The following is a 24360-nucleotide window of genomic DNA, read 5'->3' on the forward strand; positions in this document are numbered from 1 at the left end:
GTTTACACCACCTCCCTTGAACTGCCGGTTCCCGTTAATGTCTTCAGACTACCGCCCAACACATCAAACGCACGAACAACCAACAACAATGCGAGACCTGGGAAAAAGGCCAACCACCACATCCCTGCGGATAAATATCTCATCGACTCTGATAAAATAATACCGATCGCTGGTTGTTGCGGTGACAGCCCCAGCCCCAGAAACGTAATCGCTGCCTCGTGCAGAATGGCATGAGGGAAGATCAGCAGCACTCCCACGAATAACTGCGGGATCAGATGGGGCAGCATGTGCTGCACCGCAATACGCATTCGCGAATGACCCAATCTGCGTGAGATGTGAATATACTCTGCTGATCTCAGCTGAATCATCTCTGCCCGTACAATGCGAGCCAGATTCGGCCAATGGGTTAGGGCAATGGCTAACGCCACCCCAGGCAACCCTCCACCGAACACAAAAGCCAGCATCACCAGCGATACCAGGTGAGGAACACTCAGGAAGAGGTCAATGATCCATGAAATGACCCGGTCCGCAGCTTTCCCTGAAGCAGCAGCAAGACCCAGTAAAAGAGCGATAAGTCCGCCGCCACAAGCCGCGAGTAACCCCACCTGAATGCTCGTTGCCAATCCTTTCAATGTGCGCATAAACATATCTCGTCCCAGCCAATCTGTACCGAAAGGATGTGCCCAGGCCGGAGCCAGATTCCGATCCATCAAGGAGGTCAGCGTCGATTCAGCGGGCAGCAGTCTGCCTGTCAGCCACACGGTTGCAATCCATGTCACACCCAGGCCACCCCAGATCATCGCCCATTTGCGCGGATTATGGAAACGAGAATTACTGCCACCTGAATAACCTTTCCCACCATGAGTACGTGGAAGTACTGACCTCCAATTTCTCTTGTTCCCCGCCTCACTTTCGGGAGAGTTAACTTTCGGATGCTGTGCAGTCTGAGCCGCAGGCCGGGAGGGACGTTCCAATGTCTGTTTCATCCTATAGCCTCCTCCTTCATGCGCGGATCAATAATACGGTATAGAATGTCGGCAATCATATTGCCTGTAAACACAAAGATCGCACTGCACAACACAAGTCCAAGCAGCAGCGGCACATCACCGCGCAATCCCGCCTGGACCGTTGCTTGACCCAATCCGGGATAGGAAAATACTTGCTCCGCGAGCACAGCCCCACCGAACAATTCACTAAAAGATGCAAATTGCAGCGTCAAAGCTGGCAGTACCACATGCCTGAACCCATGACGACGAAACAGTTGAATACCTCGCTCACCTCGTGCCCTCGCAAAAAGAATATAATCCGAGTCCAGCACATCCACGAGCTTCTGCCGGGTGTGTAAGGCAATAGCAGCTACGCCCGTCAGACTCAACGTCAGCGCAGGCAGAATCATGTGCATGGCCCGATCTCCCCATGTCACTTGATCTGCTTCCATGCCCGCAGGTACACCAAGTCCGATTGGCAGCCAGCCAAGCCATACACCGAATACCATGAGTAGTAACAGCGCGATCCAGAATACCGGCGTGGAAGCCAGTGTGTAACAGTACCAACAGATCAGACGATCCAGCCGTGAATCCCTTTTCATGGCAGCAACGACGCCCAGACCGAATCCAATCAGACCGGATAACACCCATGCCACCGCCATAAGAGCGACAGAATTCATGAATCGTTCCTGGATGATGTCCGCAACCGGCTGCCTATAGATCATCGATGTTCCCAGATCACCCTGAACTAGTGCCTGTCCCCAAGTAAACAGCCGTTCTACGGGTGAATCATTGAGCCCCCAACGTTCTTCAATAAGACTGCGCTGCTCTGCGCTCACCCTGATCATATCTCCACCAATGTAAGCCTCCACCGGGTCCACTGGAGAGAACTGCATTAATATAAAAGACACCACGCTGACTCCTGCCAGCAAAGATAACAGCCGCAGCATTTTAAATCCGACAAATTTGGCCCATCCCATCCTGTCCTCCATCCAATCTCTCCCCAATTCAGGCTAAAGCTACCGCAGAGTCTCTATTTCGAATCTTCATCCCAGGACCATTCTTCCAGGTTGGATGTCACCGGCCACCCATGACCATGTGGATGGATCTGCTGTTCACCAATATTTAGACCATTCTTCACCAGATACAGATGATCAATGTTCACCAGCCATGCCCATGGCGCATCCCCTTGGTAACTAAATCCTGTCGATCCATCCCACTCCGCTTTCTGCCAGAAGGGCAGTGCCTCTTCTTCCGTTGTCGCTTGGAGAGCTTGTTGCATCCAGTTGTCCACAGTTGGGTTACTGTACAATCCAGTGTTGTAGTATCCTTCGCCTTTATGGGTACTGCTGTAGAGGTTATAGGTTTCAAGCTGATCATGACTGCCCCACCCAAATAATACGGCATTGGTATAGGCCAGCTTTTTCGTCTCTTCCCGGCTCTTTCCCTCTACATTGATCTTGATCCCTGCCTGGGCCACCATATCCGCAGCAGCCAGTGCCAGAGATTGTCTCGTTAGATCCCCTGCAAAATAAAGCAGATTAAACTCGGCCTTTGTGCCGTTCTTTTCCACAATTCCGTCACCATCTGTATCCACCCAGCCGCCATCAGCCAGAATCTGCTTCGCTTCACCCGGATTGGCATCCGCAAATACAGAATCCGGATTGCTCCACGGCAGGTCGTCGCTGACCGAGTAAGCTGGACGACCTTGCCCCTCCAGTACCCCCTCCACCAATGCAGTGCGATCAATTGCGACATTTACCGCTTTACGAATGGAGATGTCGGATGTAACATCATTGCCTGCGGGCAAGCCGTCACCAGACTTCGCGCCTGCGGGTTGCATCGGGAACATGATGCCTCGGTTATCGACTGTTTTCACTGATTCCAGCTTCATTCCGTTCACCTGCTGCTTGCTGAATGCCGCCGGGATAGCCGCAATATCGACTGTTCCGGCTTGCGCCGCCGCAAATGCCGCATCTTCATCCAGATAGAGGAACGTCAGTTTATGGAATGTGGACTTTTTCCCGTAATATTGTTCGTTAGCCTCGACGATCGCCTGCTGACCCTTATCCCACTGCACCAGCTTGTATGGACCAGACCCAACCGGATGCTCGGCGTAATCAGGACCATAGGCGTGCTCAGGCACAATACCGAGTGTAGTCAGAAGACTGATAAACGTGGACTGCGGCGACTTTAATGTAAAGACGACAGTTGTCGCATCCGGTGCTTCCACATTAGCCATATTGGTCAGATCGATGACCGAACCACTCTTGGCAGCCGTTTCAAATGTAAACCTGACATCTTCAGCCGTCAGTGGCTCACCATCGGAGAACTTTACATCATCCCGGAGTGTGACAGTCCAAGTCAGCCCATCTTCACTGACGGAATGCTCTGTCGCCAGATCATTGACCAGTTGAAGCTTGGCATCCCTTTTCAGCAAAGTGCTCTGAAAGAGCGGCGAACCGTACTGTCCCCAACCTGTAGTGGGATCAAATCCACCTTCCGGTTCCGTTCCAACGGCCAGCACCAATTCGTCTTTGGGAAGAGAAGTCGCCGCCTGATGGACGCTCTCTGTTGAGGATGTCACCTGTGTACATCCCGACAGCCCAACTGTGCATATAAGTAAAATGCCTGCTCCCGCTCTAACCGATCGTTTCCCCCATGAAAATCCGCGCATTTACGTTGTTCCCCCTTTAATTTTGACGATTAAATCTAATTCCGTGTTACTTTTTTTGAAAATTGTAGCACAAAATAGTTTTGTTGTGTCAACAAACTTAACTTCAAAATCCATTTATTTTCATTTACAGGGAATTTAAATAAGAATAATAGAGGTATCGATAGACGATACACTGTTTGGAGTTAGGTATTATAACAAAAACAAAAAGGAACAACAGCTTATCGGTAATAGACCAATAATCTGTTGTTCTAAATACGTGCTATGGACAAAGTTGGCTAAAGCCAATGAATCGGTTATTGAAATTTTGAAGTTAATTCGTTGAAGAATCAGGAGAATTGTGAGGATGGTGATGACTTTGTTGATTTTGGCTGTGATCATGGTTGTGAGGACTGTGGTGGTTTGCCATTTTGTTGAGCTCATCCACATACGTTACGGACAGCTCTGCATACAGTACTCCTTTTTGAACCTGGATCTGCTGATGCAGATGACGCAATCGTCCTAGGTTGCCCCGCACTGCAATGACCTCCAAACACTGATCATGGTTCAGGTGCACATGCATATTGGAGATGATGTCATGGTGTGCCTCGTGCTGCAGCTCCATTAACCGAATAGGGAGATCACTGATATGGTGGTCATACACCATCACAATGGTTCCAGCTACATCCTGCTCGGAATGCAATGCAGAGGGCTCCAGCAATGTTTTACGGACCAAATCACGGAAAGCTTCCGAACGGTTTTTGTATCCCTGCTCTTCAATATAGCTGTCAAACTGTTCGATCAGAGGCGTGGGAAATGCCACACCGAACCGGGTCAAATCTTCTTTGTCTGCCATTTATATCCTCCTGCCGCCTCGTTTGCTTCGAGTGTACCACAGTCCTGTCTTCTCATCGACTATACTGTTGTTTCTCGGTAGCGGTAAAAAAGATAATGTAGCTCGCATTTATTTAGGTCTCTTGGTCAGTTCCTGTCTGACTTTGCCATAGGTAGCACTTACCTTCTGTTCCAGTGTATAGATATGTTGTTTGGAGCCTGCCCATTTCTCCGCTGCTGCGGATAAGGAGTTCAACGAGCTTAATACGCGTGATGACTGGCCTAGTTTTGCACTCTGTTTGAATTGCTGCAACGCGTTTGAATATCGCTCTTTCGATAGGCTCGCCTGTTTTTTGCCCGTTTGAATCTGCTTCTTCACGGGATCAGCTCCAGCCAGTAAAGTACGCAACCGTTTCACTTCTGTGCTCTTTCGTTTGCGGGCTTCGGCAAGCTCCTTTTTCTTGAAACGAATGTCTTCTCGGGCAAGCTGAACAACTGGTTTCAACGTATCCGCTTGGGTGCGAATAGCCGCACTCCATTCCTTGTTTTTGATCGCTTTGGCGGCATCGAGCTGCTTATTCACTGAACTGTACAAGGCAAACAAAGACTCATACCGTGCCTCGGTTTGTTTTACCTTTTCATTTAGACCCCCGATCTTTGCATCATCGATTTGCCTTATACTTACACGTAGTTGTTCAAGCTCCCTGGTATTGGCGGCATGAATGGTCTTTGTCTTTTGTTCCCAAGCTTGTTCCTGCGTCGTCCAGTTGCCAACGTTCTCGTACGCTCGTTGCAGGGACAACTTGGTCTGCGAATCGGCCTTGCTCAGCACGGTTTCCCACGCCTTCTGGGCTGTTACGCCAAGCTCAGGGCCCGCTGCTTCAGCAGCGGAGGAATAGCACATCACACTGATACTGAGGATGAGGATGAGTCCCAAGCTCATACGGGTCCAAACGTTAGCGCGAAGGTTTGGGCGTGAACCGTATCGATTGCTCAGGTTGCTCATGAAACTATGATTCTTCATGCTCCTCATATGGTATTGGTTCATAATTTGTTGCTTGCCTTCATTTCCCTCATTTAAGTGGCTTTGCCTGGCTTGCACTGAACATGAACAAAGACCCGCCTGATTATTTTCCTTCCCCTCCAAAATTCCAGTTTGCATTCTCTTCTGCTCCCTTCAATATGAATTGATAGTTAGAACCTGCTGGAGTATCTGTGCGGTGATTCGATTACGATCCCTGATATACAAACTGGCAAAAAAACAAAAAAAAGCACCCGCAAGTCAGGCGTATTGCCTGCTCTTACGGGTGCTTCCCTCATAAGCCGTTCCATATGGGATTCGCCGAAATGACCATCATCTCGAATCGAATCATTACCTTTTTCTAATATATTCCATACTTGTATTCTGGTCAAGTCAGATCGAGAAATCAGCATATTTACCGGGAGAACCCTTCCCACTTGCAAATTATCTTACTGTTCGGCCAGGATGGCTTTCATTTCTTGTGTCAGGTCTTCTTCCTTCAGGATCATGTATACATTCTCACCACGAATGAAATTAAGCTTGATATGGTAGACCGTATCCTTCTCTGTCCGATATCCGGATCGTTGACGTTGAAGCAAATCGCTTATTATTTTTTTGTTTTTAGTTGCGATCTGTTTGTTACCACTTGAATTCCCGTCGATATAATCCGAATCAGAGTAAACCCACTTCGCCTTGCCCTGACTATCAATCTCCTGCTTCACAAATTGCGCCGAAGCGATTTCGTCTACCGGAACTTGAAGCTGGTCATATAACTTGTTCTCTCTCAACCATGTCAACACTCGCTCATAACTCGGTTTAATATCAAAATTCCACATCTCCTTCGGCTGATAAGGATCGGAAGATCTTGAATTCTGGTTCATTTCCGCGTAAGCAAAAGACTGCCAAGGGGAGCGCTGTTCTTCGTAGGTCTGATCCAAGATGTCCTGTTTCATCAATTCTTTGAACTCACGGACTTGTTCTGGATTGCTAATGTATACCTTACGAAATGGACTGAGACTTGAGCGCAGTCCAATACTGAGCGCATCCTCATCCAATTTAAACGTATCGTAGGCAACCCTTTTATAGTCCTTGGTCTGTTTTACAGCCATCAATTCCTTGTGGAATTCGGTTTCGGGAATATTATATCTGCGCTTCATCACCCTGCCGTTCTCCAATTTGTAGTTGATAAATACATTCTCGTCATAATCATCATCCGGATTAACTGGATCTCTCAAAGGCAGATCGGTATCGACAATTTTTTGATGTAGAGCAATGATTGCTTCTATATATTCCGGATCATTCGAATAGAATGACCCATCATCCAACTTTTGATTAATACCATTGCTATAAATGTAACGATCTCCGCCAAGCTTAATGCTGTTGACCTTGCTTATATCAGGCACTCGGGCGGCATATCCGTTCCAATCAGCGACCGGTACATACAAGATCAAACCAGCCAAGATAACGTATAGAACCAATTTCGGAACCAGTCTGCTGGTCCAAATGAGCCAGGTTTTGCGGATAATCATCTCGGCTCCAATATAGCCCACAATTCCACCAAGGACGTAACCACATATGTCCCACCCAACAGAAGCTCTGGGAGCAATCGAGGTGAAATAAGCCCCACCTACCAGAACCAGTGTAAACATAAATCCAAAACGGAATATCGGTTTTACAATACGGAACGTGATTGCCTGAGTGGCGGATTCCACTTGTCTTTTAGCATAAAACACATAAGCCAACGGGATGAACAAGATGGCTAAAGCCAAATAGATGATAAGTTCCCCACGTATTACAGGAGCTGTGCTGATTGAACCCATACGCAGGACTAATGAAAGTTTCTCCGCATTAAAGCCAATGTCTTCATAAGAATAACCAAGCAGATGGTTTTGCAGATGCAGCGAGAAAATGAACCAGACAACGACCGGCATCAATAAAATTCCATACACGGTAAGTCCCTGTAATACAGACTGTCCAATGCAAATGCCTACCACCACGGTCAGCATGAACATAAACAACGAGTAGATGCTCATACTGAGCCCCCACATCCAGATCTCACTACCACCGAAAGTATAGGCTGGCTGATCCAGTACTGCCCATACCCAACCGGTTATTGCCGTGGTAATCCAGACCGGAACCAAAATCATGACGAACCCCGTCAACAGATTAACCGTGAGTAGATGCTTTCGTTGCAGTGGCAAACTGTGGAACAAATCCGAAGGAGCACCAGATTGCATATAACGGAATAAAAATATACCCGCAGCTACCGGGAACGTAATGGCAAACAGAATTTGTAGTTCCCCATTCGCCTGGAACAAGCTCGTAATCTGCTGCGGTACTTCCCGGTACTCTGTACCGATATATAGCGGTAGCGAAAACAACAACGTGAGCAGATACAAAATGCCAATCCATCCATGCTGCCTGAAATTTTGGAACAGGATGCCCCGGTTACAGAACAATCGGTTGAATATCATATCCTGCATCCTCCATTTCATAGATAAATATTTCTTCCAGCGTCAGCGGCAGCACATCCAGCAGATAGGGATCAAATGCACGGAATCGTTCCGTTACAGCCTCGCGATTGCCTTTCACAATAAACAGAGATACACTTCCACGCTGCTCTTCATGCAAAATATTCACCTGTTCATCCATTGCCTTGGCATGATCAGGATGACGGAAAGCGACCTGAATTTTATGTGTATCAGCCTTCAGATCATCCAAATCTTTCTCTACGATAATCCGGCCCTTGTGCATGATGGCAACATGGTCGCATAGGTCTTCAATCTCGCGCAAATTGTGAGACGAGATCAGAATCGTCACCTGACGCTCCGCTGCTTCCTGGAACAGCAGATTTTTGATCTGCTGCCGCATGACCGGATCAAGCCCATCAATTGGCTCATCCATGAGCAGCACTTCAGGCATGCAGCTAAGTCCAAGCCATACGGCTGCCTGACGGCGCATGCCTTTGGACATGCGATGCAGTTTACGTTTCACATCCAGTTTAAATACACTGCCGAGCTGTACAAAACGCTCTTCATTCCAGCGCGGATATACCGAACGATAGAAGGCAGCCATCTGATGGATGGACGATTGCGGGAAAAAGTATGGCGCGTCTGCCATAAAAATGGTGCGTCCCTTGAGGTCCATATTTTCATATATTTCTTGTCCCTCAATGCGAACCGTTCCGCTATCCTGACGATAGATGCCTGCCAGTATTTTGAGCAGCGACGTTTTGCCTGCCCCGTTGGAACCGAGTAAACCGTAGATCGATCCCTTATGTACTTGCATCGTGACGCCATCAACGGCTTTTTCCTGTTCAAATGCCTTAATGACCTGATTCAGCTCAATCATGAGGCTCCCCCTTCTCTATACGGGCCATCGCTTCCTCAAATAAAAGCGTCATATCGGCTTTGCTTAGACCGGAATATGAAGCTTCCGCAATCAGCTTCACCAGAGCGGCTCTGATTTCATCTCTCATGGCTGCATTCGGATGTTCCACGGACGATGATACGAAGCTCCCTTTTCCCTGCAGTGAATAGATATAACCTTCACGTTCAAGTTCCCGGTACGCCTTCTGAATCGTATTCGGATTAACCGTGAGCTGCCCGGACAGTGTGCGAACGGAAGGCAGCTGCTCATCGGGTTGGAGAACACCGTACACGATCATTTCTTTGATTTTGTCCACTAGTTGCTCATAGATCGCCTTACGGCTGCGTACATCCAATTCGAACATCCCGCACCTCCTCTCTATAAAAGTTGTAATACCCTATTGATGAACGATGACTGTATATTGAAGTGTATATATCCAATCCTAAGGTGTATTAACTGTATTACTATTATTAGTACAGTTAATACAGATTGTCAACCATTTACTTTGACTTCTTATATGATTCGCGTTAGGTTTATATATATGATTAAAGTGACATATATACAGATAGAAATAGATTATTCTGTTATATAAAACGCGTAATTTCGGGGTTCAGCCTGGTTCTGACGGGTTGCTACTGTTCGTTAAATCGCTTATCTCGTTAAATACGTTCAAAGCTTGTTCTGATCTTTCCCCTTCCGTTATGATGGAGAAGAACGTTGTGCTCGTTCACTGGTTCACGTGCTCGCTTCGCTCGTTGTCAGTACAGTTGTCACTCCGTCTGGCCTATGCGTACATATTTTATAGATGGCTTTATAAAAACCTCATGAAGGAGAATTCGGGATGAATGAACAGAAAAAGAATGATTCTATAGAACGTAATCGCCCAGAAACTGCAAGCTTGTCAAGTAGCTTTGAAACAAACGCGACATCCACAGCTTCGACACAGCGTGTATTAATCGTAACCGCCGTTGATGCGGAAAAAGAGGCTGTACTACGCGGCCTGGGTGACCAAGCTGCGCACTTTGATGTGATTGCTGCTGGTGTTGGCCCTGCCTCGGCCGCAGCAGGAACTGCTGCCGCGCTGGCCTTTGCCTCAGCAGCGGCTGGCGCAATTGCGCTGGCGCAAGGCTCCGCCGCGCCAAGCGAACCCGATGCGGCACAAGCATCTGCCGCATCCTCAAGGCCGGGGCCCCTTGCCGGGACCGGACTGACCCCAGCGTACACGCTGGTGGTCAGTGCCGGCATCGGCGGCGGGTTCCCCGGCCGGGCGGACGTCGGCTCCCTCGTGGTAGCCGACGCCATGGTTGCCGCCGATCTGGGCTCGCAGACGCCAGACGGCTTCCTCAGCGTGGACGAGCTCGGTTTCGGCTCGTCCCGTGTGGCGGCGGACGCGGTGCTTGCCGCGCGCCTGCGCCATGAGCTGCAGCGGGCAGGGCTCGCTGTCAGCGGAGGCACGGCGGTCACCGTATCCACGGCGACCGGAACTGCCGAGACGGCCGCGGAGCTGCGCCGCCGCGTGCCGGATGCCACCGCCGAAGGCATGGAAGGCTTCGGCGTAGCAACTGCAGCCCAGCAGTTCGGCGTGCCAGCACTCGAACTGCGGGCTATATCCAACGCGGTCGGTCCACGCGACCGCGACGCCTGGCGCATCAAGGACGCCCTGGATGCGCTCCAGGCTGCAAGTTCCATTTTACGGGAGGTACTTACATCATGAAAATTGCATTTTCCCCTTGTCCCAACGATACATTTATCTTTCACGCATGGGTGCATGGACTGATTCCAGGTGCACCTGAGCTTGATGTCCGTTATGCGGACATCGATATTACCAACGGCCTTGCGGCAAATCCGGATGGACCAGATACACCTGAAGTTATGAAAATATCCTATGCAGCACTGCCTTATGTGCTGAATGATTATGCGCTCTTGCCTGCGGGCGGCGCACTTGGCAGAGGATGTGGGCCACTGGTTCTGACCGCTAACGGCACAACAGATCCGGCCTATCTCTCGGGACGCCGAGTTGCCGTGCCGAGCGAACGTTCAACAGCCTACCTGTTATTCCGTCTCTGGGCAGCACAAAATGTTCCCGGCGGTGTAGGCGAGATTGTCGTTATGCCATTCGACCAGATTATGCCTGCTGTACGGGACGGCAAGATCGATGCCGGCTTGGTTATCCATGAAGCACGTTTCACGTACCAGAATTATGATCTCAAACTTATGACAGATCTCGGTAACTGGTGGGAAAGCGACACTGACCTGCCAATCCCGCTGGGTGCAATCATCGCCCGTCGTAACCTGGATGCTCATGCTCTTGCAGGTTGGGCACGTGCCTCGGTGGAATACGCTTGGGCGCATCCAGATGAGTCCAAAGCATACGTTATGGAACATGCACAAGAGATGGACCCTGATGTAACTGCGCAGCATATCGGCCTGTACGTTAATGAGTTCAGCGTCAACCTGGGCGATGACGGTTACGGTGCAATTACAGCATTGCTTGGACGAGCGATGAAAGAAGGACTTGTTCCCGAGTTCGATCTGGATTTGTTGCGGATCTAATTCGCACGGCATCAATACAAAATAGGAGGCTGTGCCCAATTTCGTTTTCCTATTTTCTGTTGGGCACGATCTCAGTGCTATGCTATTGACCTGCGTGTCCAAGGCGCTAACGAATCGTTAACACCTTATTAAAAGTGACTCTAGTTCGTTAGATAATACAAAGGGCTGTCCTATAAAGTCATATTCATGACAATAGGACAGCCCTTCTTAATCTATTCCAACAATAAACCAAACCTATACAAAATGTTGATCCAAACTCAATTACTCCGCCACTACCGTGCGAATCATAACCCGCAGAGCATCCAGCATCATGGGAATGGGTAGTGATGGCACCGAAGGCTGAAACACAGCCATCTCTGTTGAAGCTGGAAAATGTACAAATCCGGCACGAATCGGAAGTTGTCTCAATCGGATATGATCCAGCACCCGGTACATCGTATTGTTGCAAATATATGTGCCTGCTGTATTGGACACCGCAGCCGGGATGCCTGCTGCCCCCATGTTATTCACCATTGCACGAATCGGCAATGTGGAGAACAGGCCATCCGGGCTGCCTTCCACTATGAGCTCGTCCACGGGATTCTGCCCTTCGTTGTCCGCATAGGAGCCAGGAGGAATATCTTTGACATTAACAGCAATCCGTTCAACTGTAATGGCTGTCCTGCCTTTGGCCAGACCACAGGCGATGACAACATCCGGTCGCCAGGATTCCATCTCTGAGATCAGCAGATCTGCACATTCATCGAAGTGCACAGGCAGCAGCACTGTTTTCAGCTCTGCTCCCTCCATCACTTCCTGCGTAAGTGCCTCCATCAGCTCTCCCGTTGGATTAACCGTATCCCCGCCAAAAGGTTCAAATCCGGAGATCAGAATTTTCACCATCGCTTTTCCACTCCTGTCTATTTACTCGGATTTGTAACGCAGGCCCCACTGCCCACGAATCGTGTCCATCAACTTCATGATTTCCAGGGATTCGTCCAGTTGGATCGTTCTGCTCTCCGTACGTCCTTCCAGGATGCAGCGACCTACTTCCTCCGCTTCAAACGCATATCCAATACATGTACGGTCATCGGTAAATTTCTCAGGTTCGTCCTGGCCGTTCACGTGCAGATAAGCTTCTTTGCCTGCCAGGAAAAGTGGTAAACGAATGTACCCTTCCGTGCCATATATGACCGCTTCGTTACTCAGGTTAAGACGAATGGCCCCATTCAGCGATGCTGAACGACCTTCCGAATAAGACAACAGTACGGAGAACTGTTCATCCACACCCGTCTGTCCAATGTTCGCCGTACTCCACACATGCTGAGGCTGCTCACCAAAAATCATGGACGCGAAGGAGATCGGATATACCCCTGCATCAAGCAAAGCACCTCCACCCAGATCCGGGTTAAGCAATCTGCCTTCCGGCTCCCAGCCTACACGGAAACCGAAGTCTGCTTTGACCAAACGTACCTCGCCGATTCTGCCTTCCGCAATCCAGGCTCTGGCTTGGGTAATCGGTGGCAGAAAGCGTGTCCACATGCCTTCCATGAGAAAAAGATTGCGCTCACGCGCCTTCTCCACCAATTGTTCCAGCTGACGGGCATTCATTGTAAACGGTTTCTCACAGAGTACTGCTTTGCCCGCTTCCAGACAAGCAAGCACATTTTCCTTATGTAACGGATGCGGTGTTGCCACATAAATAATATCTACTTCAGGGTCTTGAAGCATCTCATCATATGAACCGTAAGCGCGTGCAAAACCATATTCAGCTGCAAATTTCTCTGCGCTTCCGGATGTTCGTGAACCCACCGCCGCTTTTACGGCGTTTCCGGCATGCTCCAGATCTCGTGCGAACTGGGATGCAATCCATCCTGTACCCATAATGCCCCAATTTACCTTGTCCCGTCCAACAACTTTCGTCATCGTAAAGCCTCCCCTGATATCAACATATTTTAAAAAGATCACGATCTCGATTAGGCCAACACGGAGTCTTCTTTATTTTACCAAAAAGAACCGCATGCGTCAGACCCGTTTCATCTTTCACATTCCATGTTGTCATTTCAATGATCTAATTGAGATTCACTCTCATTTCAATTTTTTCGTATTTTTGCTAAGATGATTGCAGATCACGGATGAAAGGACGACCCAACTTTGTCCACACTTTTAACCATTGATAATCTAGTAAAACGTATCGGTTTAACCGAGCAGCGAATTTTATTTGAACATGTGAACGCAGTAGTGGATCAAGGAGAACGTATTGCCATACTCGGTGCATCCGGCCAAGGGAAGAGCACATTGCTCCGCATTCTCGCCCTGCTGGATATTCCTGATGAAGGAGACCTGATCTGGAAAGGAATTTCTTATCGGGATTCGGACCCTCGTATCTGGCGCACACGTATGACTTATGTCGCACAGCAAGCTGTCATGCTGGCAGGCAGTGTGGAAGATAACCTGAAAACAGTGCATCTGCTTCACAGGCAGCCATACGATCAGGATCTCGCCCGCCGCCTGCTTGCAGGGATGGGATTGGAGAATCTTGATATTCATAAGCGGGCCATCGACCTCTCCGGTGGGGAGAAACAGCGCATAGCCCTAATCCGTTCCATGATGCTGCGTCCTGAAGTCCTGCTGCTGGATGAAGTGACTGCTTCCCTGGATCGGACCAACGCACGCCTGGTGGAAGAACAATTGACCCGCTGGAGTCAGCAGGAAGGTACTTCGCTCGTCTGGGTTACCCATGATCAGGAGCAGGCACAATCATTCAGTACAACCACCTGGTTTATGGGCAATCAGACATTGTTGGAGCGCCAGCCGACAGCTCATTTTTTTGACAATCCGGCCACGGACCTGGCCAGACAATTCATTATGCACCCTGCCCCTTCGGCAGAATAAGGAGAAATCATGTCACTCATCGCTCTGAGTTTTACCATTATATTTGTGATGGTCACCATGCTCATCTCTGTCTGGCAGAAGCTTGATCTGGAAAAGGATATTGCTATAGGCACTGTTCGTTCCGCTGTACAGCTGTTGCTTGTCGGATATGTACTTCAATTTATTTTTAACTCGGACCACCCCGTTCTTATCATTGCCATTGTCGGATTCATGATTATCGTAGCCTCCATTAATGCTGGCAAACGTGGCAAAGGACTTCGCTGGATTTCCTTATATATTGCGGCTGCAATTACGGTCACGGAGCTGCTCATGATGGGGCTGTTGTTAGGTCTGGGTATTGTAGAGCCTACTCCCCAATACATTATTCCATTGAGCGGGATGACCATCGGTAATGCCATGGTGGTGTCCGGGCTGTTTCTGAATCAGATGAAACGCGAGGTCGAGTCCTCCAAAGGAGAGATTGAATCCCTGCTTGCACTGGGCGCAACGCCAAGACGTGCTTTTCAGGACGTATTGAAACGTTCTGTAAAATCCAGCATGATCCCCACGATCGATGGCATGAAAACGGTAGGACTCGTACAGCTTCCTGGCATGATGACAGGCATGATTATTGCGGGTGCTGATCCGGTTGAGGCCGTGCGTTACCAGATTCTGATCGTGTTTGCTTTTACCAGCTCAGCCGCCATTACCAGCATTCTGCTCAGCATGATGACGTACCGACAGTGGTTCACATCGGATATGCGGCTGCGGTCGCTATGATATATCAACCTCGCGAGGAAAGGAGGTCACACCATGTTAACCCATCCAAGCACCAATAATAACGGCAATACCTCCAACACGTTGACCCAACCGGATCACCCGAAACGCACTGATGAATCCATGACACGAACGGAAATGGATGCTTTTTTGAACGATGCGCTGCTCGAACTGCGTCAGGCAGAGCTGGTTACCGTGAATACGCATTGGCAATGGAGTCAGACTGAGCTCCCTCACCATACCTTTGTCTACATGCACAAATTCACGGGCAAGCTGGTAGCGAACGGTATCGAATCCCTTGTCACACGTAAATCCGCCTTCTTGTCTACACCGGGAACTTCTCTGGAGCTTTTCTCTAATGTGGACCATGAGATTGAATTGTATATCATTCATTTCGATCTGTTTCGGGTTGCTGAGAAAACGAAAGAACGGCGAATATATGAGCGAGAGCTTGGTTCACCTGTAACTGGGTGGATTCAGGGCCCTTACTATGGGATACAGCGAATTGCCGCACAATTAACAACCGAAGCTTCACAGACCAGCCTGAAAGTGCAGCTGCTTCTGACCGATCTGCTTCATACGCTCTGGCCTCAGGAAGGTCAGGTGCATGCGGAAGCACAGGACGAGCCTGAACAGTGGCTCAGATCCACCTTGCAGTATATGCGGGAAAACTATATGAACGAAATCAAGCTGGAGAAGCTGGCCGAACTGGCAGGTATGCATCCATCGTATTATTCACAGCTGTTCAAGAGCCGGATGCAGAAAAATCCTATCGAATATATCACTCATTTACGAATGAATCGGGCCAAGGAATTGCTCATGACTTCAGATCTGCGTATTCGTGATGTAGCCCGCCAGGTAGGCTATCGGGACGAATTCTATTTCAGCCGCCGCTTCAGGAACCATGCCGGTTATGCGCCAACTTCCTATGCCAAGCAGGTACATCGAAATATCGTCTCACTCTCCTATCCATACACCGATCACCTGATGACTCTTGGCATCACACCATGCGCAGCGCAGATCCAGGGCCATCTGCCCCATGTTCCCAAATCGTTGACGCTGCCGTTCCATGCCTATGAACCGTGGGAACAGGGACGACAGGCATTCCTTGATGTGAATCCCGACTTAATTCTGACCAAGGACAACGCAGCCGCTAAAGCGATGGAACATATCGGAGATGTCGCTCCAATCATCACCATCCCTTGGAATCAGACAGACATGTTTGGTCATTTGCAGAAAATCGCCTCTATCGTGGATCGTACTCAAGCGGCAAGGGAGTGGCTGGATCGGCATGAGCGTAAGGCGGAGCGGGCTCGCAAAAAGATCAGAGATACAGCAGGTCAGGTCACCGTCGCGATCTGTACCTTAACTGCAAAAGGACCGCGCATGTACAGCAATCGCAACTTCGGTCATGTATTTTACCGCAGCCTGCAGCTGTCACCTCCAGATCGAATTCAGAAAGAACTGACAGGCAAACCTGACGGTGTGGGATTCAACTGGATGTCTTTCACGCCTGGAGAATGGGATGGCCTCGAAGCGGATGTGCTGCTGATTGCGGTTACGTCCATGCACGAACGTACTACTCTGTTACAGCAGATTACTGTTGATCCGTTGTGGGAAAACTATCCTGCGGTAAAAGCTGGGCGTGTGCATGTCATAGACTGGAATTCATGGGTGGTATATGCTCCGTATTCCATCAACATCCAGCTTGATGAAGCGCTCTCTATGTTGACGAACAAACCAGCATTTCTGTAATCTAAAAAATGTCCATCTCTATAATCTTAATTTATGCCATGTACGGGCCTGAATTAAGATTTTATAATGTTCACTAATTGATAATGATAATCAATAACAACAGCAATGCGTTGTTGGTACCAAAGGAGTGACCCGCATTCAACATCCGGGACTGTCACAACGTCCGTCCAAATCAAGAAAATCCGCAGTGACGGTTGTCCTGATGTTTTTGGCGGCCATTGCCGCACTGCTGCTTAGTATGTTTGTCGCCATTTCTCTTGGTGCCAAGGGGCTGACACTGGAGACCGTGTGGACTGCCATATTTCAGTACAATCCGGCTTTGACGCCGCATCAGATTATTCACGAGCTAAGGCTGCCACGTGTCATTGCTGCTGCTGTGATTGGCGCAGCCTTTGCTGTAGCTGGAGCGCTCATGCAGGGAATCACACGTAATCCGCTGGCAGACACCGGCATTCTGGGGATCAATGCGGGCGCTACCTTTGTCGTGGCGCTCAGCTTCGCCTTCTGGCCAGGATTGCCTTATGGCTGGATTATGTTCCTGTCATTTGTAGGGGCTGTGCTTGGCACGCTGCTCATTTTCCTGCTGGGCATGGCGGCACCCGGAGGACTGACGTCCATCAGGCTTACCGTTGCGGGTGCCGTTATTGCAGCCATGCTGAGTTCGCTTAGCACCGGTGTCGCCATATATTTTGACTTGAGCCAGGATTTAGCCTTCTGGTATGCGGGTGGTTTCGGGGGAATTGAATGGCGGCATCTGAAGCTGATTCTGCCTGTTCTGCTGGTTACTCTCGTGCTCACTTTGCCTATGGCCCGTCGGATATCTCTCATGTCGCTAGGAGAAGAAGTTGCGATTAATCTCGGAATCAACCTCCGCTGGACCAGACTGTTTGCCTTGACGGCGGTTGTTGTGCTGGCTGGCGTATCCGTTTCTGCTGTAGGCTCGATCGGCTTTGTTGGACTGGTCATACCACATATTTCTCGCAAATTGGTTGGCGTGGATTATCGACTCATCATTCCGATGTCCTCCCTGCTCGGAGCCGTCTTGCTGGTGCTCGCCGATCTAGGATCACGCATTGTGAACCCGCCTCAAGAACTGGCTGTAGGCATTATGGTTGCCTTTGTCGGTGTACCTTTCTTCCTCTATCTGGCCCGTAAAGAAAGGAGGGCCCTATAGCGATGAACACGAATACACCTTCACGAGGCAAACGTTCCATAGCGGTCAGCGTTGCGCTGCTCTGTATCGCCTGTGCCGTTATCGTTGTCAGCCTCAACTCGGGAACAATTCGCTTGTCACCAATAGCCGTGCTTCACACCCTGCTTGGCTATGGCACGCCGGATGATCAGATTGTATTGTTCGACTATCGACTGCCACGCATTCTGGTTACTGTGCTCGCCGGAGCGGGACTCGGTGTGGCTGGTGCAGCGTTGCAAGGCATTACACGCAATCCATTGGCCGATCCGGGCATCCTCGGCTTGCATGCAGGAGCGGCTTTTGGATTGATGGTATTCGTAAGCTTCTCCCATTCCATGAATGGTTCGGTGGCCTTGCTGATTCCGTTGTTTGCTTTTGCAGGCAGTGTCGCCGCGGCGTTAATTATCATGCTGCTATCCTATGACCGACATAACGGAGTATCCCCCATTAAGCTTATTCTGGTGGGCATTGCCGTAGCAGCCGGTTTCCATGCCCTGACGCTCTATCTGTCCCTGCGTTTGGATGAAGACACCTATTCCTTCGCCGCCCGCTGGCTGGCAGGTAGCGTCTGGGGCAGAGATTGGGTACATGTTCAGGCGCTGCTTCCATGGGTTGTGCTGTGCATCTCGTACATATGGAGCCGCTCCAAAACGCTGGATGCCTTCAATCTGGGAGATGCTGCCGCGACCAGTATTGGTACACCCGTCAGATCCCAACGCGTTATTTTACTATTGTGCACGGTAGCATTGTCTGCCGTCAGTGTGTCCATGGCTGGCGGGATCGGATTCATTGGTCTGGCGGCGCCGCATCTGGCCCGCAGACTGGTTGGCCCGATGCATCGCCATCTGATCCCAGCCGCAGGACTCATCGGCATGGTGATCCTGGTTACCGCCGATACGGTTGGGCGAACGATCTTTCAGCCCAATTCTATTCCGGCAGGTGTTGTGGTCGCGGCGATAGGCGCACCTTACTTTTTATATCTGCTGGTACGAACCAAGTAATAACTTTATCGGAACAATCCGAATAATTTCACCGTTATACCCAACATAAAAACGACATCCATGAGATGTTCAAGGAGATTGAGATTACCCATGTTAAAGAAAAACCTTATGCTCTTCATGAGCATCTGTCTGGTGCTTGTACTCGCAGCCTGCGGAAACGCCAATAATTCATCCTCCACTTCAGAAGGTTCTACAACGGACAATTCGAACACCACACAGGATACCAATTCCGCTTCCGGAGATCAACGCATCGCATCCATGTCGATCCATCTAACCAATGACCTGCTGTCCCTCGGCATTACACCGGTTGGTTCCGTGATCGGTGGGGAAGCCAAAGCCTTCCTGTCCCATGTGGCTGACCGTCTTCAAAATACAACGCCGCTTGGTCCCGTTAAGGATCCGGACATGGAAGCCTTGCTTGCCCTGAAACCAGATGTCATCTATCTGGACGAAGAATTCTCCGGTGATGATATTGCTAAATTCGAGAAAATTGCTCCTGTACACGTCTTCAATCTGGATGATGGCACTTGGCGCGACCACCTGAAAGACATTGGTAAACTGGTCAACCGCGAGAAAGAAGCAGAGCAATACATTCAGGATTATGCAACTGAAACGGATGAAGTGAAATCCCTGATTCACGATACAATCGGTGACGGTACCGTAATGGCTATCCGTGTTACCGCCAAAGAACTGCGTGTATTCAGTACACGCCGTCCAATGGGCCCAATTTTGTATGAAGATCTGGGGTTAACTCCAGCTAAAGGCATTGAGGAATTCGATTCGTCCAAACCGTATCAAGTTGTTTCACGTGAAATACTGCCGGACTTTGATGCAGATGCAATCTTCGTTGTCGTGAACTCGGATGATGAAGCTCAGAACATGTTCAAAGAACTGCAAAACAATCCGATCTGGCAAGGACTGAAGGCTGTCAAAGCAGGTCATGTCTACCCAATCGGTGCTCAACCTTGGTTGGACTATTCTTCAATCGGCAATAAAATGGCCATGGATGAAGCCAAAGAAATGTTTTCTAAGAAATAAATGATCCTTACCCACGACATATAAAAAAACACCAAAAAACCTCTCTTTGTAGATAAGAACAGAGTCAGCTAACATGCTCTCTTCATCCACTCAAAGCAGAGGTTTTTTTGAATCCATTTTAAAAAAATCAAAATCACTTGACGATATGTCAAATGAAACTTATCATTTAGTTAGTCGACTAATTAAAAGGATGGAAGCGCTTATGAAATCAGATCGAGATGAACGGTTAATGGGACAGTTATCAGAACTCGTCAAGCTACAGCGTTACAAGGTTCATGAGAAGCTTGTCAACCACCCTGAGTTATATCCTGGACAACCGCCGCTGCTATTCCAGCTCGAACGGGAAGATGGTCAGACCCAGAAACATCTGGCCGAACAGCTTCGCCGTGCCCCTGCAACGGTAACGGTAATGCTGAAACGCATGGAAAGCTCGGGGTTTATACGGCGTGAAGCCGACCCGAAGGATCTGCGCAGTCTGCGTGTCTATCTGACCGATCAAGGCCGTGCTGCGCTTAAGGAACTGAGAGAAGTATTCCAGGAGCTTGATCGCCAAGCACAGAAAGATTTTACACCTGAAGAATCGCAACTCATGGCAGCGCTCGCCCAGCGTATGGTTCAGAATCTGCGAGAATATTAATTGAGAATTCATCTGTCTTCATCAATATTTGCAACATGATTATTTCATAACGAATGAGGTGATTTTTCCCATTGTGGACGTTAAAACGATTTCTTACCCCGTATAAGTCAGCAGCTATTCTTGCTCCGTTGCTCATGGTCCTTGAGGTTGCCATGGATCTGCTTCAACCCAAGCTGATGTCCAGCATTGTGGATGATGGTGTTCTTGCAGGGAACCTGTCCCACATTATGACTACAGGTTTGTTTATGCTTCTTTTTGCGTTAATCGGATGGGTTGGCGGTGCAGGATGTACGCTGTTTTCAAGCAAAGCTGCCGTTGGATACGGCACCGATCTGCGCCAGGAATTGTTTGATCATATCCAGAAGTTCTCGTTCCGTAATCTGGATACCTTCCAGGAAGGCTCGCTTATTACTCGCCTGACGAGTGATATCACCCAGATGCAGACCTTTGTACAGATGCTTCTGCGTATGTTTATCCGTTCGCCGATGCTGATCATCGGCAGTATTATTATGGCGTTTACGATCAGTGTCAAACTGGCGCTCATTCTCATTTTGTCCGTGCCGATTCTGTTTATCATCTTATATATCCTGATATCCGCTTCCTATCCGCTGTTCGCCAGCGTTCAGAACAAACTCGACAAGGTGAACGCGGTTCTTCAAGAGAATCTGGCCGGCATTCGTGTCGTCAAAGCTTTTGCACGCGCACGTCAGGAGAAGAAGCGTTTCCAGCAAGCCAATGAAGACTATACCCATACGGCAGTGAAAGCTTGGCGCATCGTATCGCTGAATGCACCGGTATTAAGCCTGATGCTGAATGCGACCATTGTAGCGGTGCTGTGGTTTGGGGGCTTTCAGGTGGTAGGAGGCGATATTGCCGCCGGGGATTTGATTGCTTTTATCAACTACGTAACGGTTGTACTCTCGTCGCTCACTTCAATCGGCATGATGATGATGAGCTTCTCCCGCGCCAAGGTATCTGCAACACGCATCAACGAGGTGCTTCACACCCAGCCTGATATTCAATCGGGAGATGATATGTCTCGTAAAGGAGCAGGTCAGGTGGAATTCAAGGACCTATATTTCCGCTATGACGGAGAACATACCCTCTCCGGAATTACACTGACGGCTCGGCCGGGAGAAAAAGTGGCCCTGCTCGGATCTACAGGATCAGGTAAAACCTCACTTGTACAGCTGATCCCCCGCTTGTATGATGCCTCACAGGGTGAAGTGCTCGTGAATGGAGTGAACGTGCGTAACTGGGATCTCCAGGATCTTCGCAGCCGTGTGTCCATCGTATTACAGGAATCCATCCTGTTCAGTGGCAGCATCCGGGATAACATCTGCTTCGGCAGACCTGATGCAACGGAAGCTGAACTACGTGCCGCAGCTCAAGCGGCGGCGGCCGATGATTTTATTATGAATCTGAAAGATGGATATAACACGGAGTTGGGCCAACGTGGGGTCAATCTCTCAGGTGGGCAGAAACAGCGGATTTCTATTGCCCGTGCCCTGCTCATGCAACCGGAGGTTCTGATTCTGGACGACAGCACCAGTGCCGTTGATCTGCGTACCGAAGCAAGCATTCAGAAGGCGTTGCATTCACTAATGAAAAATAGTACGACCTTCTTGATTGCACAACGGATCTCTTCTGTAAAAGATGCAGACTGTATTTACGTGCTTGATGAAGGAGAGATCGTGGCAAGTGGTACACATGAACATCTCATGGCCCATTCGCCACATTACCAATCCATCTATTATTCGCAGCAACGGAAGGAGGATGTTCAATTTGGCTAAAAACGCTTCTTCCTCCAACCATCAGACCGTTGTCCCACCGATGATCGGAAGACCCGGGCCACCCGGCCGAGGTCCGGTTCCCAAAGTAAGAGCCAAGAACGCCCGGCACGCGATCATCCGAGTATGGTCATACATGGGACGTCATCGTAAAGGGGTTATCACCGCTCTGATACTGACGGCTCTTGGAACGTTACTTAATCTGGCAGGACCTTATCTGCTCGGCCGTGCGGTCAATGAACATATCGTTCCCAAAATTACGGACGGTCTGCTGAAAGACTGCATGTTATTACTGACCGTATACGTTCTCGGCTCATTCATGATGTGGGCTCAATCCTATGTCATGATCGGTGTCTCTCAACTGACTGTGAAGGATTTGCGCCATGCTCTATTTTCACGGCTGCAGCAGCTGCCGATCAGCTTTTTTGACAAAAATCAGAGCGGAGATCTGATGAGCCGGGCTACCAATGATATCGATAACGTGTCCACGACGCTGAATCAAAGTGTAACTCAATTGATGTCCAGCGCCATCTTGCTGGTTGGCTCCCTGTCGATTATGTTAGCCCTGGATGTCCGTCTGACACTGCTCAGTCTGGTCACGGTTCCACTGATTACGATCGCCACTCGGCTGATCGCTTCAAGAACACGCAAACATTTTACCGCCCAGCAAAAGTTGCTTGGTGAGCTTAATGGCTACGCTCAGGAAACCATTGCCGGACAAAAGGTGGTTGCAGCCTATAATCGTCAAGAGCAGGCACAAAAACATTTTCAAAATTTGAACGAAAAGCTTCGCACATCCAGTACCCAAGCTCAGAGCGTATCTGGTCTGGTTGGGCCAACGATGAATGTTATGAACAATATCGGCTTTGCCATACTGGCAGCCGTAGGTGGATGGATGGCTTATCATGATCTGACGTCCATCGGGCTGATTGTAAGTTTCCTTGCTTACTCCCGCCAGATTGAGCGGCCCATCAATGATTTGGCGAATCAGTACAACCTGATTCAGGCAGCTATTGCAGGTGCTGAACGTGTATTCCACATTATTGATACACCAAGTGAATACGTGGAAGAACAGAAGAAACAACTGCAGCAGATTCAGGGTAAAGTTGTATTTGAAGATGTATCCTTTGGGTATAACTCCGAGAGGGAAATCCTGAAAAAGGTAAGCTTCACCGCCAAGCCAGGCGAGATGATTGCACTTGTGGGCCCGACTGGAGCGGGTAAAACGACCATCATCAACCTGCTGCCGCGTTTTTACGAGATTACGGGCGGACGGATTACCATTGATGGCTGTGACATCTCCGAACTGGAGAAAGACCAGCTAAGGCGCGAACTTGGCATTGTGTTACAGGATGCCTATCTGTTCTCCGGCACCATTCGTGACAATATTGCCTACGGCAAACCGGATGCAACGGACGAACAGATCCAGCAAGCAGCGAATTTGGCAAACGCCCACTCCTTCATCCGCAAATTATCGCAGGGCTACGATACCCCGATCATTTCCGGTGGCAGCAATCTGAGTCAGGGACAGCGCCAACTGTTAACCATCGCTCGTGCCATTCTTGCTGATCCGTCAATTCTTATTCTGGACGAAGCAACCAGCAGCATCGATACACGCACCGAAATGCAGATTCAGGAAGCGATGCGCACCTTGATGAAGGATCGCACCAGCTTTGTCATTGCCCATAGGTTAAGCACGATTCGTGAGGCCGATCAGATTCTCGTCATTGATGACGGCAAAATTGCCGAACGAGGCAGCCATGATGAGTTGATGCAACAGCAAGGTTTCTATTATCAGTTGCATCAGGGACAGCTTACCTAATTGGGTTCTTGTTTATGATTGATCAAAACACAGCACCACAAACAAAAACGCCGCAAACGGTTCTTCTCGAACCCGAATG

21 protein-coding genes are annotated in these 24360 nt (G+C 49.3%); 11 read left to right on the forward strand and 10 right to left on the reverse strand.

Annotated elements, in window-relative coordinates; translation table 11 throughout:
• Positions 1-2 precede the first annotated feature (2 nt).
• The 8 genes from gpAD87_RS20745 to gpAD87_RS20780 all read right to left on the reverse strand — a co-directional run bounded on the left by gpAD87_RS20745 (position 3) and on the right by gpAD87_RS20780 (position 9227).
• Positions 3-986: an ABC transporter permease gene (locus tag gpAD87_RS20745; RefSeq protein ID WP_064640326.1), complete on the reverse strand. Its 984-nt coding sequence runs from the start codon at positions 984-986 to the stop codon at positions 3-5.
• Positions 983-1978 (reverse strand): ABC transporter permease, encoded by a 996-nt coding sequence (locus gpAD87_RS20750; RefSeq protein ID WP_064640328.1) that lies wholly within the window; start codon positions 1976-1978, stop codon positions 983-985. The genes gpAD87_RS20745 and gpAD87_RS20750 overlap by 4 nt, the downstream gene beginning before the upstream one ends.
• 41 nt (positions 1979-2019) lie before the next feature.
• On the reverse strand, positions 2020-3663 hold the full coding sequence (locus gpAD87_RS20755) for an ABC transporter substrate-binding protein (RefSeq protein ID WP_064640330.1): 1644 nt from the start codon (positions 3661-3663) through the stop codon (positions 2020-2022).
• Between the two features lie 310 nt (positions 3664-3973).
• The gene (gene nikR / locus gpAD87_RS20760; protein ID WP_064640332.1) at positions 3974-4495 is read right to left on the reverse strand and encodes a nickel-responsive transcriptional regulator NikR; all 522 of its coding nucleotides are present in this window, start codon (positions 4493-4495) and stop codon (positions 3974-3976) included.
• 108 nt (positions 4496-4603) lie between these two features.
• Positions 4604-5497, reverse strand: a complete 894-nt coding sequence (locus gpAD87_RS20765) for a hypothetical protein (protein ID WP_157258499.1) — start codon at positions 5495-5497, stop codon at positions 4604-4606.
• Between the two features lie 446 nt (positions 5498-5943).
• The gene (locus gpAD87_RS20770) at positions 5944-7968 is read right to left on the reverse strand and encodes a hypothetical protein (RefSeq protein WP_064640336.1); all 2025 of its coding nucleotides are present in this window, start codon (positions 7966-7968) and stop codon (positions 5944-5946) included.
• Positions 7943-8845: an ABC transporter ATP-binding protein gene (locus gpAD87_RS20775; protein WP_064640337.1), complete on the reverse strand. Its 903-nt coding sequence runs from the start codon at positions 8843-8845 to the stop codon at positions 7943-7945. Before gpAD87_RS20775 ends, gpAD87_RS20770 begins: the two co-directional genes overlap by 26 nt.
• Complete coding sequence (locus gpAD87_RS20780; RefSeq protein ID WP_053783970.1) at positions 8838-9227, reverse strand: GntR family transcriptional regulator; 390 nt, start codon at positions 9225-9227, stop codon at positions 8838-8840. The genes gpAD87_RS20775 and gpAD87_RS20780 overlap by 8 nt, the downstream gene beginning before the upstream one ends.
• Positions 9228-9704: 477 nt before the next feature.
• Here gpAD87_RS20780 and gpAD87_RS20785 point away from each other — a divergent pair, with 477 nt between their 5' ends.
• Both gpAD87_RS20785 and gpAD87_RS20790 read left to right on the forward strand, forming a co-directional pair.
• Positions 9705-10577, forward strand: coding sequence for a futalosine hydrolase (locus tag gpAD87_RS20785; RefSeq protein WP_064640339.1), 873 nt, complete (start codon positions 9705-9707; stop codon positions 10575-10577).
• Positions 10574-11416, forward strand: coding sequence for a 1,4-dihydroxy-6-naphthoate synthase (locus tag gpAD87_RS20790; protein ID WP_064640341.1), 843 nt, complete (start codon positions 10574-10576; stop codon positions 11414-11416). The genes gpAD87_RS20785 and gpAD87_RS20790 overlap by 4 nt, the downstream gene beginning before the upstream one ends.
• A 261-nt stretch (positions 11417-11677) precedes the next feature.
• Here the strand turns inward: gpAD87_RS20790 and gpAD87_RS20795 are convergent, their stop codons facing one another.
• Both gpAD87_RS20795 and gpAD87_RS20800 read right to left on the reverse strand, forming a co-directional pair.
• A complete protein-coding gene (locus gpAD87_RS20795) occupies positions 11678-12298 on the reverse strand; it encodes a pyroglutamyl-peptidase I (RefSeq protein WP_064640343.1) in 621 nt (206 codons plus the stop codon).
• A 21-nt stretch (positions 12299-12319) separates the two neighbouring features.
• Complete coding sequence (locus gpAD87_RS20800; RefSeq protein ID WP_064640345.1) at positions 12320-13321, reverse strand: Gfo/Idh/MocA family protein; 1002 nt, start codon at positions 13319-13321, stop codon at positions 12320-12322.
• Between the two features lie 228 nt (positions 13322-13549).
• Here gpAD87_RS20800 and gpAD87_RS20805 point away from each other — a divergent pair, with 228 nt between their 5' ends.
• From gpAD87_RS20805 to gpAD87_RS20845, 9 genes are all read left to right on the forward strand, one after another.
• Positions 13550-14290 (forward strand): ABC transporter ATP-binding protein, encoded by a 741-nt coding sequence (locus gpAD87_RS20805; RefSeq protein WP_064640347.1) that lies wholly within the window; start codon positions 13550-13552, stop codon positions 14288-14290.
• A 9-nt stretch (positions 14291-14299) separates the two neighbouring features.
• The gene (locus gpAD87_RS20810) at positions 14300-15049 is read left to right on the forward strand and encodes an ABC transporter permease (RefSeq protein WP_064640349.1); all 750 of its coding nucleotides are present in this window, start codon (positions 14300-14302) and stop codon (positions 15047-15049) included.
• Between the two features lie 33 nt (positions 15050-15082).
• Positions 15083-16801, forward strand: a complete 1719-nt coding sequence (locus tag gpAD87_RS20815) for a helix-turn-helix domain-containing protein (RefSeq protein WP_064640351.1) — start codon at positions 15083-15085, stop codon at positions 16799-16801.
• A gap of 202 nt (positions 16802-17003) precedes the next feature.
• A complete protein-coding gene (locus gpAD87_RS20820; protein ID WP_064641087.1) occupies positions 17004-17975 on the forward strand; it encodes a FecCD family ABC transporter permease in 972 nt (323 codons plus the stop codon).
• A 2-nt stretch (positions 17976-17977) separates the two neighbouring features.
• On the forward strand, positions 17978-18994 hold the full coding sequence (locus tag gpAD87_RS20825) for a FecCD family ABC transporter permease (RefSeq protein ID WP_064640352.1): 1017 nt from the start codon (positions 17978-17980) through the stop codon (positions 18992-18994).
• A 90-nt stretch (positions 18995-19084) separates the two neighbouring features.
• Positions 19085-20032: an iron-hydroxamate ABC transporter substrate-binding protein gene (locus tag gpAD87_RS20830; RefSeq protein WP_064640354.1), complete on the forward strand. Its 948-nt coding sequence runs from the start codon at positions 19085-19087 to the stop codon at positions 20030-20032.
• Between the two features lie 202 nt (positions 20033-20234).
• A complete protein-coding gene (locus gpAD87_RS20835; protein WP_064640356.1) occupies positions 20235-20669 on the forward strand; it encodes a MarR family winged helix-turn-helix transcriptional regulator in 435 nt (144 codons plus the stop codon).
• 71 nt (positions 20670-20740) lie between these two features.
• Positions 20741-22462: an ABC transporter ATP-binding protein gene (locus gpAD87_RS20840; RefSeq protein ID WP_064640358.1), complete on the forward strand. Its 1722-nt coding sequence runs from the start codon at positions 20741-20743 to the stop codon at positions 22460-22462.
• Entirely contained in the window at positions 22455-24281 is a 1827-nt protein-coding gene (locus gpAD87_RS20845) for an ABC transporter ATP-binding protein (protein ID WP_064640360.1), read from the forward strand. Before gpAD87_RS20840 ends, gpAD87_RS20845 begins: the two co-directional genes overlap by 8 nt.
• The last annotated feature ends 79 nt before the right edge of the window (positions 24282-24360 follow it).

It is taken from the genome of Paenibacillus sp. AD87, assembly GCF_001659845.1.
Taxonomy (GTDB): Bacteria; Bacillota; Bacilli; order Paenibacillales; family Paenibacillaceae; genus Paenibacillus; species Paenibacillus marchantiae.

What these genes read in the sequence shown, in the direction of transcription:
- gpAD87_RS20745 (WP_064640326.1), bottom strand. Translation starts at nt 986, where the DNA reads ATGAAACAGACATTGGAACGTCCCTCCCGGCCTGCGGCTCAGACTGCA.
- gpAD87_RS20750 (WP_064640328.1), bottom strand. Translation starts at nt 1,978, where the DNA reads ATGGAGGACAGGATGGGATGGGCCAAATTTGTCGGATTTAAAATGCTG.
- gpAD87_RS20755 (WP_064640330.1), bottom strand. Translation starts at nt 3,663, where the DNA reads ATGCGCGGATTTTCATGGGGGAAACGATCGGTTAGAGCGGGAGCAGGC.
- nikR (WP_064640332.1), bottom strand. Translation starts at nt 4,495, where the DNA reads ATGGCAGACAAAGAAGATTTGACCCGGTTCGGTGTGGCATTTCCCACG.
- gpAD87_RS20765 (WP_157258499.1), bottom strand. Translation starts at nt 5,497, where the DNA reads ATGAAGAATCATAGTTTCATGAGCAACCTGAGCAATCGATACGGTTCA.
- gpAD87_RS20770 (WP_064640336.1), bottom strand. Translation starts at nt 7,968, where the DNA reads ATGATATTCAACCGATTGTTCTGTAACCGGGGCATCCTGTTCCAAAAT.
- gpAD87_RS20775 (WP_064640337.1), bottom strand. Translation starts at nt 8,845, where the DNA reads ATGATTGAGCTGAATCAGGTCATTAAGGCATTTGAACAGGAAAAAGCC.
- gpAD87_RS20780 (WP_053783970.1), bottom strand. Translation starts at nt 9,227, where the DNA reads ATGTTCGAATTGGATGTACGCAGCCGTAAGGCGATCTATGAGCAACTA.
- gpAD87_RS20785 (WP_064640339.1), top strand. Translation starts at nt 9,705, where the DNA reads ATGAATGAACAGAAAAAGAATGATTCTATAGAACGTAATCGCCCAGAA.
- gpAD87_RS20790 (WP_064640341.1), top strand. Translation starts at nt 10,574, where the DNA reads ATGAAAATTGCATTTTCCCCTTGTCCCAACGATACATTTATCTTTCAC.
- gpAD87_RS20795 (WP_064640343.1), bottom strand. Translation starts at nt 12,298, where the DNA reads ATGGTGAAAATTCTGATCTCCGGATTTGAACCTTTTGGCGGGGATACG.
- gpAD87_RS20800 (WP_064640345.1), bottom strand. Translation starts at nt 13,321, where the DNA reads ATGACGAAAGTTGTTGGACGGGACAAGGTAAATTGGGGCATTATGGGT.
- gpAD87_RS20810 (WP_064640349.1), top strand. Translation starts at nt 14,300, where the DNA reads ATGTCACTCATCGCTCTGAGTTTTACCATTATATTTGTGATGGTCACC.
- gpAD87_RS20815 (WP_064640351.1), top strand. Translation starts at nt 15,083, where the DNA reads ATGTTAACCCATCCAAGCACCAATAATAACGGCAATACCTCCAACACG.
- gpAD87_RS20820 (WP_064641087.1), top strand. Translation starts at nt 17,004, where the DNA reads ATGTTTTTGGCGGCCATTGCCGCACTGCTGCTTAGTATGTTTGTCGCC.
- gpAD87_RS20825 (WP_064640352.1), top strand. Translation starts at nt 17,978, where the DNA reads ATGAACACGAATACACCTTCACGAGGCAAACGTTCCATAGCGGTCAGC.
- gpAD87_RS20830 (WP_064640354.1), top strand. Translation starts at nt 19,085, where the DNA reads ATGTTAAAGAAAAACCTTATGCTCTTCATGAGCATCTGTCTGGTGCTT.
- gpAD87_RS20835 (WP_064640356.1), top strand. Translation starts at nt 20,235, where the DNA reads ATGAAATCAGATCGAGATGAACGGTTAATGGGACAGTTATCAGAACTC.